Annotated in this window: 9 protein-coding genes; all 9 read right to left on the bottom strand. The window is 71.5% G+C overall.

Annotation, left to right across the window (positions count from 1 at the left end):
* Positions 1 to 135: 135 nt before the first annotated feature.
* The gene (locus RS86_RS08945; protein ID WP_045271907.1) at positions 136 to 882 is read right to left on the bottom strand and encodes a hypothetical protein; all 747 of its coding nucleotides are present in this window, start codon (positions 880 to 882) and stop codon (positions 136 to 138) included.
* Positions 879 to 2,600 carry a serine/threonine-protein kinase gene (locus RS86_RS08940; RefSeq protein ID WP_045271864.1) on the bottom strand — a complete coding sequence of 574 codons (1,722 nt, stop codon included), beginning with the start codon at positions 2,598 to 2,600 and terminating at the stop codon, positions 879 to 881. The genes RS86_RS08945 and RS86_RS08940 overlap by 4 nt, the downstream gene beginning before the upstream one ends.
* Positions 2,597 to 3,955 carry an FHA domain-containing protein gene (locus RS86_RS08935; RefSeq protein WP_052680176.1) on the bottom strand — a complete coding sequence of 453 codons (1,359 nt, stop codon included), beginning with the start codon at positions 3,953 to 3,955 and terminating at the stop codon, positions 2,597 to 2,599. The genes RS86_RS08940 and RS86_RS08935 overlap by 4 nt, the downstream gene beginning before the upstream one ends.
* Positions 3,955 to 4,794, bottom strand: a complete 840-nt coding sequence (locus RS86_RS08930; RefSeq protein ID WP_052680175.1) for a PP2C family protein-serine/threonine phosphatase — start codon at positions 4,792 to 4,794, stop codon at positions 3,955 to 3,957. Before RS86_RS08930 ends, RS86_RS08935 begins: the two co-directional genes overlap by 1 nt.
* Complete coding sequence (locus tag RS86_RS08925) at positions 4,791 to 6,095, bottom strand: RDD family protein (RefSeq protein ID WP_045271863.1); 1,305 nt, start codon at positions 6,093 to 6,095, stop codon at positions 4,791 to 4,793. The genes RS86_RS08930 and RS86_RS08925 overlap by 4 nt, the downstream gene beginning before the upstream one ends.
* Complete coding sequence (locus tag RS86_RS08920) at positions 6,092 to 8,587, bottom strand: transglutaminase-like domain-containing protein (protein WP_082076695.1); 2,496 nt, start codon at positions 8,585 to 8,587, stop codon at positions 6,092 to 6,094. The genes RS86_RS08925 and RS86_RS08920 overlap by 4 nt, the downstream gene beginning before the upstream one ends.
* A complete protein-coding gene (locus RS86_RS08915) occupies positions 8,584 to 9,852 on the bottom strand; it encodes a DUF58 domain-containing protein (RefSeq protein WP_045271862.1) in 1,269 nt (422 codons plus the stop codon). Before RS86_RS08915 ends, RS86_RS08920 begins: the two co-directional genes overlap by 4 nt.
* Before the next feature lie 37 nt (positions 9,853 to 9,889).
* Positions 9,890 to 10,861 (bottom strand): AAA family ATPase, encoded by a 972-nt coding sequence (locus RS86_RS08910; protein WP_045271861.1) that lies wholly within the window; start codon positions 10,859 to 10,861, stop codon positions 9,890 to 9,892.
* 61 nt (positions 10,862 to 10,922) lie between these two features.
* Positions 10,923 to 17,006, bottom strand: coding sequence for an Ig-like domain-containing protein (locus RS86_RS08905; protein ID WP_045271860.1), 6,084 nt, complete (start codon positions 17,004 to 17,006; stop codon positions 10,923 to 10,925).
* Between the last annotated feature and the right edge of the window lie 26 nt (positions 17,007 to 17,032).

Genomic DNA, 17,032 nt, shown 5'->3' with positions numbered 1-17,032 from the left:
TAAGACGCACCGAAATCGGCCATCGTCAACACCTCCGGTAATCACTGGACCGGACCACCCCGGCCCGACACAACGAACCTAACAACCCCCACCACACCCGTCGATGGGCAGCACTACCCATACCCCGGGAGCACGTCACTCGGCGTCGGCGGGATCCGTCTCCCCGACGTCGAGAAGCGTGAGATCCGCCTTCGCGACCAGGCGCGAGGCGATCACGTGCTCGACGAGGCGCGCGCGCCGATTCGTCGCGGATCCGCCTGCGCCCCCGCGCATCCCCGGCACGCCGATCCGGTCGAACTTGTCGCAGACGTTGTCGAGCTTGCGGTTGAACCGCGTCACCGTCCACCCCAGGCGCGCCGCGGCGTCGGCACTGGACGGGATGGCGCTCATGCCGGTGCCGTCGCGGCGCAGCAGCGGCTCGGCGAGCGCGAGCAGCAACTGCTTCTGGCTGAGCGTGAGCGGCACCTCGCCGATCGTGGAGTCGCCCTCGACCTCACGCTCGCGCCGGGTCTCCCGGAACGTGGGCTCGGAGGAGTGGATCGTGAACTCGTACGTCGTCGGTCCTGCCGAGAACACGACGCTCGTGGTCGCGAAAACCAGCGGGAGTCGCGCGCCGGGGGCGAGCCAGGCCTGCACACCGCCGGTCGCGTCCGTCACCGTCGCCTGCAGCCGTGCCCCGATGTTGGCCAGCCACCAGAGGCCGCCGGACTCGGCGATCTCCAGGAAGTGCCGGTGCAGGAACAGGTTGTCGTCGATCGAGAGGTCGCCCTCGCGCCCCACCACGAACCGGCCGCCGGGCTGGATCGGGAAGTACTCGCCCGCGAACTCGACCGTCACGCGTGCGCGCGACGGGTCCTGCGTGATCTCGGGATCCAGTGTCATGGCGTCGTGCACCCCCGGACAGGCGCCGAACCCGAACCGTTCTCGCGGCGCAGCACGACGTCGATGCACGTCTGCCCGCTCTGCGCGGGAATCGTGATCTCGGTCTTGTCGACCTTCGTCGTCTCGCCGTCCCCGGCGAGCGTGATGACCGTGACGAGGTAGGAATCGCGGTCCTGCGGCTTCGGGTTGCTCCAGGTGAAGTGCACCCCTCCGGCTCCGTCCGGCGCGCCCACCACGTCCTTCGGCGCCGCGGCCATGTCCCCGAGCGGATCCACGGGGTTCACCTTGGTGGACGGGCTGGGCTTCGGCAACGCCCTGTTCGCGTTGAGCAGGTTCACGGTCACGATGGATCCGCCGATCAGGACGACGGCGACGACCGCGGCGATGAGGCCCCACAGCAGGCCCTTGCGGGACCCGCGGGCAGTCGGGGCTTCCGCCGACGTCTCCGCCACCACGCCGGGAATCCCGGGCACGAGCGCCGGACCCGCATCCTTCGCAACGGGGACGCCGGCGATCGGGCTGACCGTGCGCGGAGCCCGCAGCATGGTCGGATCGTCGTCCCCCTGCTCCGGAGCCGGAGCGGGGACCGGCGCGCCGACGGCAGGGGCGGCCGCCGCCGTAACGTCCTGCGGCACCCGGATCACGGTCTCGTCCATGAGGGACGGATCCTCGGCCGGGACAGGAGGCAGGGCGGCGTCGAAACGCGGACCGGGAGCGTGCGCACCCGCCTGCGGCGGCATGGGGCTCGTCGTCGCCGACGGCCGGGTGGCGGTGTGGCCGGGGTCGATGCTGACGACCTCGCGCACCCTGGTCAGACCGTCGTCGTCATCGTCGTGGTCCGGCTCGGGCTGGTGGTCGTCGACGATGTCGATCGGGGTGACCGAATGGCTCAGCTCGATCTGGATCTTCTGCAGCGCCCGCGCGAACGCCACCGCGCTGCCGAAGCGGTCGTCGGGGTTCTTCGCCATGCCCCGCTCGAGCAGGCGGCTCAGGCTCTCCGGGACGTCGGCACGGCCGAGCGGCGGAAGAGGCTCGGACTCGATGCGCGCGATGAGGTCGGCGCCGCTGTTGCGCTGGCCCGGCTTCTCGAACGGGCTGCGCCCGGTGAGCAGCGTGTAGAGCGTCGCGGCGAGCGCGTACACGTCGGAGCGCACACCGCCCTGCGGCGGGTCGCCGAACGACTCCGGCGGCGACCACGGGATCGACATGCCGGCGGCTTCGCTCACGGCGCCCGTGGTCGACGCGATTCCGAAGTCGGTCAGCGCCGGCCTGTTGTAGGCCGTCACCAGGATGTTCGCGGGCTTGATGTCGCGGTGCAGCACGCCGGCGCGGTGTGCGGTCTCCACGGCTCCCGCCACCTGCACCCCGACGCGCAGCGCCTCGGCCACGCTGAACGGCTCCTTGCGGGCGCGCTGCTGCAGGTTCGGCCGCGGGCAGTACTCCATGACGAGGTACGGCCGCCCGTCGGCCGCGACACCGGTCTGGTAGATCGTGACGATGGCCGGATGCGTCGACAGCATCGCCATGACGTTGGCCTCGTCCGCGAACTCCTGCGCGGCGCCCGATGCCAGCCGGTCGGCCAGCAGCACCTTCACGGCGACGCGGCGGCGCGGCTGCTGCTGCTCGTACAGGAAGACGTCCGCGAAGCCGCCGGTGCCGAGCGGCTCGACGTAGTCGAATCCGTCCAGCTGCGGCGGTGGAGACGGCGGCCGGCTCACGGCAGCTCCTCGAAGGCTACGGTGACGCCGTCGCCCAGATCGATCACGTCACCCGTGACCACGATGGTCTGCTCGCCGGGGTGCAGCCGCACAGGGTCGCTCCCTGGACGCAGCAGGGTGGACCCGTTCGTGGTGTGCAGATCGAGCACCACGACCGCGTCGGTCTCCGGCCGGATCTCGAGGTGGCTGCGGGAGATGTCCTGCTGCGGGCTGTCGACCGCCACGAGGTGCGGCAGCGTGGACCCGCTCGAGCGGGTCGCACGCGGCCGGCGGCCGATCACGACCGTGCGGTCGAGGGCCACGACCTGTCCCGAGGACAGCCGGATCCGCGGGCCCGCGGTGGGAGCCGCCACTGCAGCGGGTTCCTCGGTGACGCCGGGCACCGACGACACCGGAACGGCAGAGATCGGCGCAGGGGTATCCGTCTCCGCGATCTCGGACGGCAGGGCGGACGGCAGGTCGGTCGCGAGGTCGCCGCGCATCGCGCGGGCCTGGGCGAGGGAGATCGTGGCGCCGTCGTGGTCGCCGTCGTCGGCCGGCGGCGCGACCGGAACAGCGGTCGGCGCCGGCGAGAGGTCGAGCGTGTGCCCGCCGAGCGGGGCGGCGATCGTGTCGGCCGGCGGGAGGATGGTCTCGACCGGCGCCGGCGTGCTGAGCACGGTGTCGCCGACGTCGTCGAGGTCGTCGGAGGAGGGCACCGGATCCTGTGTCGTGGTGCCCGCGAGGGTCTCCAGGACGGGAGGAGCCGGCTCAGGCTCCGGCTCCGGCTCGGGCTCCGGCTCGGCCTCGGGCTCCGGTTCCGGCTCCGGCTCGGGCGCCGGGAGCGAGTCCTCGACGGGACCCGCCTCAACGGGCTCGGCCGGCGGCGTCACGACCTCGGGCGCGGGGAGGGGATCCTCGACGCCGGGAGCGGAGGCGGCCGCGCCGAGGGCGATGCTCGCGGCGCGGACGATGCCGGCGACGATCGGCAGGCGGGGATCCTCGCCGCCGTCCTCGACCCTGATCTCGACGCCGGTCATCCCGGGGACGAACCGCTCGCTCCAGGTGGTGACCTCGGCGCCGGTGATCTCGTGCTCGTCGTCGGCGGTGACCACCCGGGCGAGCACGCGCCCGCGCACGGCGATGCGCGCGTTCTGGCCCTCCCGAACGACGGCGGCGAACGGCGGGATGGCCGAGAAGGACCCGCCTCCGGCCGCGGTGAGCGCATCGACCACGTCGGAGAATGCGACCTCGGAGGCTTCGATCCGCTCCCACAGCCGCTGTACGAGAGCGGTGTCGGAGTCGGGTGGCAGCGCCACCACGGCCTCAGGGCCGATCAGAGCGAACCAGGACCCTGCGCGGTAGACGGTGTTCATCAGCGCATCCCTCCCATGGCCTCGGCACGCGGTCGCGTGTCGGAGTCGATGTCCTCGTCGTCGATGCCGGTCGTGCCGTCGCTCCCCGGGCGGGTGCTGACGTGGATCGCGTCCACGACGACGGCCGTGACGTTGTCGCGCCCGCCGTGCTCGAGCGCGCGGTCGATCAGGCGATCGGCAGCGGTCTGCGGATCCTCGTGCACTGCGAGAAGGGTGCGGATCTCGTCGTCCTCCACCTCGCTGCTCAGGCCGTCCGAGCAGACCAGGATCCGGTCTCCGACGCGGGCGGGGATCATCCAGTAGTCCGCCTCCCCCGTGCTGCCGGCCCCGATCGCGCGGGTGATGATGTTGCGGCGGCGGTCCTTCACGGCGTCCGCGGCGCGCAGCTCGCCCGAGTCGATGAGCTCCTGCACGACGGAGTGGTCGACGGAGATCTGCTCCAGCACACCGCCGGAGAGGCGGTACGTGCGCGAGTCCCCGATGTTCACCGCGAGCCAGTACCCGACCCCGTCGACCGCCGCGATCGCGACGCCGCTGAGCGTGGTGCCCGCCTTCGCGACCCCGCCGTTCGCGAGCGAAGCGCCGGCGATCGCGTCCACCGCCGCACGCACGCGGGCCAGCGTGAAGCTCACGTCGTCGATCGTGAGCGCCGGGCGCCCGTGCAGGGCGGCGAAGCCCTCGATCACCGTGCCGCTGGCGACGTCGCCGGCCTGATGACCGCCCATGCCGTCGGCGACGAGGAACAGCGGCGCCTGAGCGAGGTGCGCATCCTCGTTCAGCGCGCGGCGCAGCCCGGTGTGCGTGGAGGCGCCCGCGCGGGCGACGATGGGTCCGATCACGCGTAGCCTCCCACGGTCACGATCCGGTCGCCGATCTCGATGGCGTCGCCCAGGCGGATCCGTACCCGCTCCCCGGGAGGACACGCGATCCGCACGCCGTCGCGGACGATCGTCATGCCGTTGGTGGAGTGCCGATCCATGACCCAGCCGCCGGCGGCCTCGGCCGCGGCCTCGAAATGCGTCTTGGACAGGGAGAGCGTTTCGTCCCGCACGACCACCACGGTCGTCCCGGCCTCGGGCGCGGGGTTGCGGCCGAACAGCGTGCGCCCGGAGACCGTGGCGCGGGCGCCGTCGTCCCAGACGAACTGCAGGCGGTGCCCGGGGATCGAGATCCTGGTCTCCTCGAGGTCCTCGTCCTCGGCGGGCTGAGCCACCGCGGGGAGCGCCATCGCGGCGTCGACCGAGGCGGGCGGAGCCGCCGGCACCGGGGGTCGCGCGGGGGCCACGGTCTCCGGCCCGGAGATCGGAACGGGCGCCGGGGCCGGCACCGACGGGCTGACCCCCGGGACCACCGTGATCATGGCACCCTCGTGCGCGGCATCGGCCGCGGCCTGCGCGGCGGGCGAGAGCACGGTCGCGTCATGCGGGTCGGCCTCGGCGGGAGCGACCGCTCCGGAGGGGACGGATCCGTCATCCTCCGGCACGGCCGGCGACGCGACGGCGGCACTCGGCGCCGGCGGGAGGGTGAAGCCGGTGTGCCCGTCCTGCGGGCCGACGGGTGCCACCGACGGCGGGAACAGGGACCCGGGCTCCGATGCCGGGAACAGCCCGCCCTGCGGCGACAGCGCGGCGGGGACGGCCACGGGCGACTGCGACATGACAGCGGATGCCGGGGCCGACGCACCGCGCGCGTCGCGCATGAGCGCTCCCGCGGCACGGTCGTGCCAGCCCTGGAACCGTCCGGATCCGTCGAACAGCGGCGTGAAGTAGCCGACGACGATCGCGGTGCTCAGCCCGAACACGATGTTGCGCAGCAGCGCGCGTCCGAAGCCCAGCGGCGCCTCAGTGCCCTCGCGCACGAGCCGGAGCTTCATGATGCGCATGCCGACCGAACCGCCGGATCCCTGAAGGAAGCAGAACACGACGAACCAGACCAGGGCGATCACGAACGTCAGGCCGACTCCCACGACCAGCGCTGCCGCCTTGGACGCCGCGTTCTCCGCCGTGAGTCCTGGCAGCGTCGTCGCCGCGGTCACGCCGTAGCCGACGAGGAGGATGAGCGCCATGATGGCGAGGTCGATCGCGCAGGCGATCGCGCGGCGCGCGAGGGGAGCGATGGGCCCCGCCGGGCTCATGGTCATGGGGTCTCGCTCTCGGATCCGGGGCGTGCGGTTCGGGTGCCGCCCGTCTTGGCTGCAGTGCTCTCGATCGTGCCAGTACCGCCGGTCGCGGCGCCAGAGCCGGTCCCGGGGCGCCGGATGCGCTCGGCCGCCGCATCGCGCAGGCCCTGCACGCCCGCGGACAGGCGCGACCCGCCCAGCAACGAGCGCATGCTGAGGCGTGCGAGCATGCGTCGCCGCCAGCTCGCCTGGCTGCCGAGACCTGCGACGATGCCGTCGACCTCGCGCCAGAACGCGTCCACATCCTCCGTGGTCGGCTCGGTGGGGCCGAACACCTGCGCGTCGGCGTGGTCGGCCAGCGCCGTGACGGCCGGCACGGTGAGAGCGGTCGCGACCGTCTGCGCCTCCTCGGACCTGGTGCCGCCTGCGGGGATCCGCGCTCCGTAGTCCACGGCCCGGTCGGTGAGCTCGTCCCAGCCGCCGCTGATGCGGTCTGCGGCGAGCGCCGCCGCCCGACGCTTGCGCCGGCGGGCGGCCTTCCACGCGCCGATCACGATGAAGGGGGCTGCGAGGATCGCGAGCACGAGCAGCACGCTGCCGCCGATCGCGAGGATCGTGCCGATGATGTTCAGCAGGTTGTCCGGGCCGTCCTGGTTGCCTCGCTGATCCGGAACGCTCGGCGGCAGGTCCACCGGCTCCTGAGGCGGGGGCGGGGGCTGCAGCACCTGCGGCTTGGGCACGACCTTGGGCTTGGTGATCTGGTCCTGCGGGACCTTGTCCTTCGGCGGGGTCGGGTCGAACGCGACCCAGCCCGCCTTCTCGAAGTTCACCTCGACCCAGGCATGGAGGTTGTCGCCGTTGGCGGAGAACGTGCCCTTCTGGCCCTTGTCCGGGTAGAAGCCCATCACGACGCGGACCGGGATCCCCAGCGAGCGCGCCGCGAGCGCCATCGCGACGGCGTATTGCTCGTCGTCGCCGATCATCTGCTCTCCGCCGATGAGGGTGGAGATGCGCTCCTCGGTGTGACCGGCGCGGCTCAGCGCCTCGCCGTCCAGGCCGTGGCTGAAGAACCCCTCCTCGGAGAACTTCTTCACCAGCGCCCGCACCTGGGCGATCGGGGTCTTCGCGTCGGCCACCGTGTCCGAGGCGAGCGCGTCGAGTCTCTCCGGCGCCTCTGCCTGCTTCGGTATGGAGACGGTGCCGAAGTCCAGATCCTCGAGCTCCTTGTCGGTCCAGGTCTTCGGCATCGTGGTGTCCACGGTGTACGAGTCGCCCTTGCGCAGCTTCGAGGTGGCGACCGCGGTGCTCGTGGACTCGTTGTAGTAGGTGCCGCGGCGGAGCGCATCGGCATCGGATCCGTCGAACGTGATCCTGCTCACCCGGCCGGCATCGGGCAGCCAGACGCCCGCGTACTGGTCCATCGTGAAGTCCAGCGTCGCCGGGGATCCGGTCGCGTCGGCCGACATGTTGTCGCGGATCGGACTGAACGCACCGGACGATCCGATGCCCTTGTCCGACACGTCGTACACGACGCCGTTGTACGCGTCCATGGTCCCGACCCGGATCCTGGCGCCCTCGGGCAGCCCCTTCACCGTGAACAGGGTGTCTTTGCGGTGGTCCTTCACGTACCCGCGGTACGACTGCAGCGGGCTGGCGTACTGGTGCACGTCGAACGGCGGCAGCACCACGTCGCGGAACACGTGCCGCGGTTCGGCGAGCGTGGTCGCGGCGGCGACGCCCGTGCCGGCGAGGCCGGCCGCGACGAGCACGGCGGTGCCGGCCAGGATGCGCCGGCGGCGCAGGGCGGAGGAGCGGGATCCGTCGGCTGCGACGGATACGGCCGCATCGGTGGCCTCGCCGAGGCCGCGCAGCGCGAGCCACGCGACCGCCACGAGGGCGAACACGACGCCCTGGGCGATCGGGGCGGCCGGATCCGGCACGCCCATCGCGATCACGAGCATGAGGTGCACGGCCGCCGGGATGAGCGCCCAGGCGACGCGGCGCAGACGCAGCGCCAGCGCGGCGGCGACGACGCTCGACACGAGGGCGGACAGGAACGGCACCAGGGCGTAGCCGTCGCCGACCGCGACGGGGGCGACCGTGGTGAGCATGGCCTTCCAGCTCGTGACCGCTCCGGCGGACAGCGCACCGAGGGTCTCACCGGTGGGCACGACGCCGAAGAGCGTGGTCTGCGGCAGCGCGAGCGCTCCGCCGAAGAGGAAGTACGCGAGCAGCGTCAGCCCGGCCGTGGACAGGATGCCCCATCCTCGCCAGGCGCAGAGGAGGGCGATGCCGACGCCGAGGAGCACCCCGCCGATCGCGGCGGTCAGGTAGGAGCCTCCGGCGAACGAGGGCCACCAGCCCACGACGCCGATGCCGAGGAGCAGGGCGACCGCGACGAGGTCGATGAGCACGCGCCGCGGGGAGAGCGGAGTGCGGGCGGGCTTCGGCGCACGGGGCGCCTTCGGGGCCTTGGCGGCGCGGCCGGGGCCGGCCTGCGCGGGCGCGGTCATGCGAGCACCTTCCCGAGGGCGAGCGGCAGCTGCTCGAGCGCCCCCACCGTGATCACGTCGGCCTCGCCGATGCGGCGCAGGGACGGCGCCTCGCCCAGGTCCGCGACGATCGCGAGCACCCGGGAGCCGAACGGGAGCCGGGCGCACGCGGCACGCAGCTCCTCGGGAGAGGTGCGGCTGCCGCCGACCAGGACGACGACGCTCGACAGCGGCATGTGCGCGGCGACCGTGCCGGCGAGAGTCGCCAGGCCGCCCTCCTTGGCGCGGCCCTCCTCGACGCCGGCGAGGGAGTCCAGCAGCTGCTTGCCCGTTCCGGACGGCAGCGCCCTGCCCTGCACGCGCAGATCGACGTGCTGCGAGTCGCGGATCGCGCGCAGGCCCACGGATCCGGCCAGCGAGATCGCCAGTTCGAACTCGTCAGGCTCCGCGTACTCGTTCGCCGCACGGCTCAGGCCGATCACGAAGTGGGAGCGGCGGGTCTCCTCGTACTGGCGGACCATGAGCACGCCGGTGCGGGCGGACGAACGCCAGTGCACCCTGCGCAGGTCGTCGCCGGGCTGGTACTCGTTCAGAGCGTGGAACGAGACGTCGTCGCGGGACAGATCCGACGCCGGCAGACCCTCGAGGTCGCGCAGGAACCCGAGCGACTGCCCGTCGAACACGATCGTGCGCGGGTGCACGAACAGATCGATCGGGTCGTCGCGGCGATGCGCGCGCTCGAAGAGCCCGAGCGGATCGCCGCGCACGACGCTGACCGGTCCGACCGAGACGACCCCGCGACGGTGGGTGGGGATCGCGAAGAGCTCCTCCGCCTCCTCGCCCGGAGCGAGCCGCTTGATGCCGAACTCGCCGCGACCGGCGCCGACCGGCAGCACCACACGGGAGGGCAGGATCGCCCTCGAGCCGCGATTGGCCAGGGTGAGCGCACCCACGGCGCGCTCCCCCACGACGACCCTGGTGCGGGCGAGGTCGAGGCTGACGTCGTAGGCGGTGCGCCCGATCAGGAACAGCGCGCACAGGATCAGCACCACGGCGATCACGACGGCGATCACGGCGACCTCGAGCCAGCCGAGCGGCAGGGCGATCACGAGGCTCCCCAGGGCGATCGCGCCGAGCACCCATGCCAGGGGCCGTACGGCGGAGGCGATCAGGCGCAGCCGCGCGCCGATGCGCGCGAGCACCAGGGCGGCGATGTCGCGCCAGCCGGCCTCGCGGTCGGACCCGGCCGGACGGTCGGTGCCGCGCACCTGGGCGGTCGTGGTCATTCTCGTGCTCTCCGTCTTCCTGCGTTCCCTGAGGCGGTCAGGCCGCGGTGCGCGCCTGCGGGGCCGCGACCTTCTCGACCACGCGGGCGATGACGGTCTCGGGAGTGGTGCCGGCGAACTCGGCCTCGGGATCGAGCAGCAGACGGTGCAGCCACACGGGGCGGGCGAGCGTCTTCACGTCGTCGGGCAGCACATAGTGGCGCCCGTGCGCGGCCGCCCAGACCTTCGCGATGCGGACCATCGCGAGGGCGCCGCGCACTGAGACGCCGAGGCGGATCGCGGTGTCGGCACGGGTCGCCTCGACGAGCTCGGCGATGTAGCGCAGCACGGCCGGCTCCACGTGCACGGCCGCGGCGAGGTCGGCCATGTCGGCGACGGCGCTCGTGGTGATGACCGGCGTGAGCTTGGCGGAGGGGTTGCGGTCGGCAGCGCCCGCGAGGATCGACGCGGTGACGTCGAGGTCGGGGTAGCCGATCGAGGTCTTGATCAGGAAGCGGTCGAGCTGCGCTTCGGGCAGCTTGTACGTGCCCGCCTGCTCGATCGGGTTCTGGGTGGCGATCACGAGGAACGGACGGCCCGCCTCGTGCGCGACGCCGTCGACCGTGACGCGCGATTCCTCCATGACCTCGAGCAGCGCCGACTGCGTCTTCGGCGAGGCGCGGTTGATCTCGTCGGCGAGCACGATCGAGGCGAACACCGGGCCGCGGTGGAACTCGAACGTGTGCGCGTTCTGGTCGTAGATCGTCACGCCCGTCACGTCGGACGGGAGCAGGTCCGGCGTGAACTGGATCCGCGAGCTGGTGCCCTGCACGGTCGCCGCGAGCGCCTTCGCGAGGCTCGTCTTGCCCGTGCCAGGAGCGTCCTCGAGGAGCACGTGGCCCTCGGCGAGCATCGAGGCCAGCACCAGGCTGATCACGTCGCGCTTGCCCTGCAGCGCGCGGTCGATGTTGTCGGTGAGGCGGGTGAAGGTGCCCTGGAACCAGGCCGCCTGTTCAGGGGTCATCGTCATGTCTTGTCGTTCCTCTGATCTGTGTTCGTCTGCGGTGCCGCGTGGCCGGGACAACGCCCGGCTATGGTCTCGGCCAGAAGTTCTTCTCGGTGTCCACGCCGCCGCCCCAGCCTTGGATGTCGATCCAGACGTCCACGCCGTCGCGGCCCTGCCAGCAGCTCAACTGCTTCGACCCGCTGCCGTCGAAGTTGACGGTGTAGCTGCTGCCGATCTGGCCGTTCGAGGACGAGTGGCACGTCACGCTGTAGCTGCCGATGTTGAGGTTCTGCCAGTTCACGACCATCAGACGGCAGCCGTTCACGCAGCCGCTGCCGGCAGCAGCACCCTGGGTGACCCACACGCGTGGCGGGGGCGGGCTGTCGGTCGTGGCCGAATCCTGAGCGATGCCCGAGGACTGCCCTGCCGTGTCGAAAGCCTGCACCCTGATCGAGTGCGTCTGGTTGTAGCCGTTGCCGGCCGAGGTCGATCCACTGTCGCCGACCGACTGCCAGCCGCCGCCGTCGACGCTGATCTTGATCGAGACGTCGCGTCCGTTCCGCGCAGGGGCGGACCAGCTCAGCGTCACGCTCTGACCGTTGTTGACGGCTCGTGCACCGGGCGTGCCCACCGGTCCGTACGGCTGCAGTCCGCCCTTCGATCCGGCCGCACCCGGCGGAGACTCCTGCCCGCCGACCACGGAGTACGCCCGCACCGACACCGTGTAGGTGTTGTTGTTCGCTGCCGGGATGTTGCGCCCGTCCCAGTTGCGGTTCCAGCCTCCACCGGTCGAGTACTCGTAGTGGACTTCGGGGCCGGCCGCTCCGTTCCCGTCGGCGGGATCGTACGTGACCTCGATGTTGTTGTTGCCCTCCTTCGCGGAGGTGATCGTCACGCCCCCCGGCTGCCCGAAGGCGCGCTGCGCGTTCGACATCGCCGACCACGCGCCGGGACCGGCCTTGTTCTTGCCGCGCACCTGGAACGTGTAGTTCGCGGTCGAGTTGTCGACCACCACGGTCTGGGTATTCAGTGTGCCGGCGACGGTCACGGTGTTCATGACGGATCCACCACGGATGACCTGGAGCTCGTAGCTCGACACGGCGTCGCCGTTGGGATCGGACTTGCCCCACGTCACGGTCATCTGCGACTGGCTGCCCACCGACGGCGCGCTCTGCGCCTGCGGAGTTCCGGGCGCGGTCGGCGGACCGGCGGGGATCTCCGAGGCGGACCAGCCGGACCAGCTGGAGGGCTCCGGAGCGCGGTTCACGGCCTGCACGCGCACCTGGTAGTTCGCGCCGTTCTCCAGACCGTCCCACTTCAGCGAGTTGCCGGTGACGCCGGTCTTCGTCGCCGCACCGCTGGGCGGTGCGGGCGAGATCTCCAGGTTGTACGAGGACACCGGGGACCCCGGGGTCGTCGGCGTGGTCCACGACACGTCCAGAGACTTGTCGCCGAACTTCAGGGTCGGCGGGTTCGGGGTGTCCGGGCGCGCGTCGGGGCGCGCCACGGCCGAGGTCGGCGACGGCTTGCCCTCTCCCACCCGGTTCGTGGCGGTGACCGCGAATGTGTACTCGACGTTGTTGGTCAGCCCCTCCAGGGTGCACGTCGTCGACGTGCACTGCTTGGTGTAGCTGCCGCCGCTCGTCGCGCGCACGGTGTATCCGGTGATCTCGGCGCCGTTGTTCGACGGCGGGCTCCAGTTCAGCACCACGGTGCGGTCCTGCACGCTGGTCACCTGCGGGGCGCCCGGTGCATCAGGCACGCCCTGCACCGTGACGACGATGCGGCCGTCGACCTCGCGGTCCGGATCCTTCGTCGCGTCCTGGACGCGGTAGGTCGCCACGACCTGCCCGACGAACTTGGTGTCCGGCGTGACCACGATCTTGTCCCCCTGCACGGAGGCGTTCGCGTCACCGGTCTGCACGCTCACGGACCGGATCTTCAGCGGCTTGTCCGGGAACGGGTTGACGTCGTTCTCCAGCACCGGGATCGTCACGGCCTTGCCCTGATCGGCCTGCGGAACCGTGTCCTCATTCGCGACCGGCATCGGGCGGGTGGAGGCGGCGACCGTCACGGCGACCGTGCCCGTGACCGGCTCCGTCTTGCCGTCGGTGATGCTGAGCTGCACCGTCGACCCGCTGCCCTTCGGCGTCGAAGAGTCGGCCTCGACCTTGAGCGTCGAACCGTCCAGGCTGGCCTTGATGCCGCCGTCGGGCTGTCCGGTGATCTTGTAGCTGATCTTCTTCGCGTCGCCCGGATCCGGATCCTTCGTCAGCGCCGCCAGGTCGACCTTCTGCGCCTCCTCGCCGGGCGCGACCGACACCTGCGCGTTGGTGAACGACGGCGGCTGGTTGTCCGGCGGCAGCACCGTGATCGGCAGGCTCAGCGTGGCCTTGCGCCCCTTGGGGTCGTCAGGCCCGGTGCCGTCCGTCACCTCGAAGGTGATCGCATCGTCGCCGAAGAAGCCCTGCTTGGACGTGTACACGAGCGTGCGCTCGTCCTTCAGCAGCGGCGCGCCGTTGCTGTTGACCGCGCTGACCTTGCCCGCCTCGGTGATCCGCACCTCGCCGCCGCCGGCGACGGCCACGTACTTCGACAGCGGGAGGTCGATGGTCTCGCCGCTCTTGACCTCGACCGGCTTGGTCGAGATGAGCGTCGGCGCGAGCTCCGAGAGCGCGGGGACGAAGATGAACGCCGAGGCGACCTGGTCGTCCTGATCGGTGATCGAGTACTGCACGAGCTGGCGCTGCTCGGTCACCGTGACCTGGATCTTGCGGTTGGGCAGCACCTTGGCCGCGGGATCGGAGACGCCGAGCTTGAGCGCGTCGACCGTGCCGTCCGGATCCTCGTCGTTGTCCAGCACCGGCACCTCGACCTGCAGGCTCTCGCCCTTCACATCCGAGGCCTTGATCCGGTCGTCGCGCGCGATCGGCGCGACGAGCGGCACGTCCTCGGCGACCGTGACCTGCACGGGCGCGGTCGCCGTGGCGCCGCGGGAGTCGGCCACGGTGTACTGCACCGAGGTCTGCACGGGACGGTTGGGGGCCGTGATGAGCACGCGGTCGCCGGAGACCTCCGCCTTCAGGCCGTCGACGCCCGCCGCGGTCTCGATGCCGTTCTTCACCAGGCCGATCGTGTCGCCGTCGGGATCCGAATCGTTGGTCAGCACCGCGACGGCGACCGTGCGTCCTGGGCGCATGACGATCGAGTCCTTGACCGCATACGGTGCCTGGTTGATGTTGGCCCCGGGAGCGATGCCGACGCGCACCGACGCCGTCGCCTCCTTGCCGAGCCGGTCGCGCACCTTGTAGGTGAAGGTGTCGATGCCGCTGGCCTTGTCGAAGGCCTGGTACGTGAGGAAGTTCGCGCCGACCTCGGTGACCTGGCCCTGCTTCGGCGCGGAGTCCAGCCCGACGAGCTCGACCGAATCGCCCTCGGAATCCAGCCCGTCCAGCGGTACGGCGATCCGCACGCTCGTGCCGCTCAGCGCGCGCACGGTGAGGTCGTGCGGACGGGGCGCGGTGTTGGTCTTCTCATCGATCGGCAGGATCTGGATCGTGATGTAGCCGGCGGCCTTCTGCCCGTTCGAGTCCACCGCCTCGTAGGTCGCGTAGACCGTGCGAGGGGTGTCGCCGGCGCGGAATCGCACGGTGTCCTGCGAGACGAACGCCTCGCCGAACTTCGGGTCGACCAGCGGCTCGATGAGGTTCGGCGCCACGTGCAGCGTCGTACCGGGGGCGTGCTTGTCGTTCGCCAGCACGGGGATCGTCACCACGTCGCCCGCGCGCACCACGGCCGTGTCGTCGTTCGCGGTCGGCGGATCGAGCTTGCTCGGCGCGGCGATCGGGATCACGATCACGTCGCCGTCTGCGGACTTGGATCCGTTCGAGATGCGGTAGCTGATCCGCACCTCCTTGTCGAGGTTGCCCTGATCGGTGATCCGCAGCGTCTCGTGGTTCAGCACCGACACCGCCACGCCGCTGTGCGGCGGCACCGTCACCGACTGCACGACGAGGATTCCGCCGGCCGGGTCGACGTCGTTGTTCAGCACGCCCACGAGCACGTCGCCGCCGCTCGGCAGCAGCGCCACGTCGCGCACCGCGATCGGCGGCGCCGACTCGGCGGTCTTGTCCAGCACGTCGATCCGGACGAGCCCTGGCACGGCGTTCGGTCCCGCGCTCACGAGGTACTGCATGTAATACGTGCCGGGCATCTCCGCCTGGAACGTGAACGTGCCCTCGCCGAAGTTCGGCGTGATCACCGCACCAGGGGTCTCGTCGACCCGGGTGAGGCGCAGCTGCTCCTTGCCGGAGCTGGAATCGTTCAGCAGCGGCGACGCGGTGACCTGCTCGCCCGCGCGCGTCACGTAGTGGTCCGCGTTGGTCTTCGGCGCGGTCGTGCCGGCCGGGCGGATGTCGAGACGAACGGTGCCGCTCGTGAGCTCGCCCATCGCGTCGGCGACCTGGATCCGGATCTCCTTGCGCCCGGGCAGGCTGGCGACCGCGCGGTAGGTGAGCTGGCCGTCCGGCGTGAAGTCGACCTCGTCGCCCGGGGCCGCCTCGACGTCCTTCAGATACACGTCGTCGCCATCCGGATCGATCCAGTCGGGCAGCGCGTTGTAGGTCACCGCGCCGCCCGCTTCGACGAGGAGGCCCGGTGTGCGCTTCTGCTTGGGGGCGGCGTTCGTGCTCCAGTCGTGCACGCTGATCGCGACGTTGGCCGTGGCCTTGCCGCCGCGGCCGTCGTCCGCCTGGTACTGGAACGAGCCGGATCCGGTGGCATCCTCGGCGACCGCGATCTGCAGGGCGCCGCCGTTGTTGATCGGCTTGACGTCTCCGAGCGACGGCTGCTCCTGAGCGAGCGAGGCCACCAGCACGTCGCCGTCGGCGTCGGTGTCGTTGTCGAGCACGGGCAGCATCGTGGTGCGGCCGGGCCGGACGCCGAATTCGTCATCGTGCGCGATCGGCGCCGTGTTCTCCGGGGTGCGCTTCGGCAGCGTCGTCTCGACCTGGTCGTCGCTGGTCTCGTCCTGCTGCTCGGACTCGCCCTCCGGCGGCACGATGTCCTGCCAGTTGTCCACGCGCTGCAGGTTGTCCGTGGCCATCCACGCCGCACCGCTCGCCGTGTCGTTGAGCACGACCACGTCGCGGTTCACCCGGAACACCAGGGTCGTGCTGCTCTCGGCGCCCTCGATCGACGTCTTCAGGTCGTTGTCGGATCCGATGCAGTCGCGCAGGAACTTCGCGGATCCGCCCCAGGCCGCATAGGTGCAGCCGTTCAGGTAGACGGGGGCCGCGGGTGCCCCGGTGCCGCCGGCGTCCTGCACCGACGGCGAGGATCCGTCCAGCGGCACGGACACGAGCGCGTCGGCGGTCGCCAGCACGGCGGAGCCGTTCTCCGCGGAGGGCTGCTGCAGCACGGCCGCGTCGAGGTTCTTGACCTCGGATCCGGTGAGCTCGGTGCGGTGCCCGGCGGCGAAGACCGTCTTGGCGTCGGCGTCGAGCACGACGGGGGTGGTTCCGACGACGGTGATCGTGGGCTTCGCGTTCTCCGCGAGGTCGATCTTCTCGGTGGACGGCGGCTGCGGATCGCCCTGGGGGTCCATGTGCACCGTGACGATGCTGCGGTCCTTGGCGGAGACCGCGTAGACCGTGCCGTCCTTGCCCACGGCGACGTCTGCCCCGGCACCCAGGGTGGCGGAGGGCTTCGTGCCCGCGGCCTTGAAGCCGCTCAGCGACGAGGCGGAGCGCACCCAGAGCTTGCCCTCCTTGGGGTCGAGGATCGCGACGGTGGTGCCGCCGAGGGCCGACTTCGCGCCGCCGGGGATGAGCACGGCGTCGCTCAGCACGACGCGCGCGGGGTCGACGCTGGTGAGGGTCGAGGCGGAGCGATCGTCCACGAGCACGGTGCCGCCGGACTGCAGCACGTCGTAGTTCTCGCCTCCGGTGCGCAGCCCGCCGTCGAGCACGCGGGACTCGTTGTTGAAGTGGCCGACGAGCAGGCTCGAGGTCTTGGTGAGCCAGACGCCGCCGTCATGCAGGTCCACCTCGGCGGTGGGGTTGCCCTCGTAGGCGAAGGCCATGCCGGCGACGGCGATGGCCGCGGCGGTGACGCCGGCGGCGGACGCGAGGGTCTTCGGTCGCATCCGCAACCACGCGAACGACTTCACCACGGATTCCCCCCGAACGTTGTCAC

This window comes from Microbacterium azadirachtae (genome assembly GCF_000956505.1).
GTDB classification, from domain to species: domain Bacteria; phylum Actinomycetota; class Actinomycetes; order Actinomycetales; family Microbacteriaceae; genus Microbacterium; species Microbacterium azadirachtae_A.
Note: the sequence above shows the minus strand (reverse complement) of the source record. Positions and strands in the feature narration are given on the sequence as shown.

What these genes read in the sequence shown, in the direction of transcription:
- RS86_RS08925 (WP_045271863.1), bottom strand. Translation starts at nt 6,095, where the DNA reads ATGACCATGAGCCCGGCGGGGCCCATCGCTCCCCTCGCGCGCCGCGCG.
- RS86_RS08910 (WP_045271861.1), bottom strand. Translation starts at nt 10,861, where the DNA reads ATGACGATGACCCCTGAACAGGCGGCCTGGTTCCAGGGCACCTTCACC.
- RS86_RS08920 (WP_082076695.1), bottom strand. Translation starts at nt 8,587, where the DNA reads ATGACCGCGCCCGCGCAGGCCGGCCCCGGCCGCGCCGCCAAGGCCCCG.
- RS86_RS08945 (WP_045271907.1), bottom strand. Translation starts at nt 882, where the DNA reads ATGACACTGGATCCCGAGATCACGCAGGACCCGTCGCGCGCACGCGTG.
- RS86_RS08915 (WP_045271862.1), bottom strand. Translation starts at nt 9,852, where the DNA reads ATGACCACGACCGCCCAGGTGCGCGGCACCGACCGTCCGGCCGGGTCC.
- RS86_RS08935 (WP_052680176.1), bottom strand. Translation starts at nt 3,955, where the DNA reads ATGAACACCGTCTACCGCGCAGGGTCCTGGTTCGCTCTGATCGGCCCT.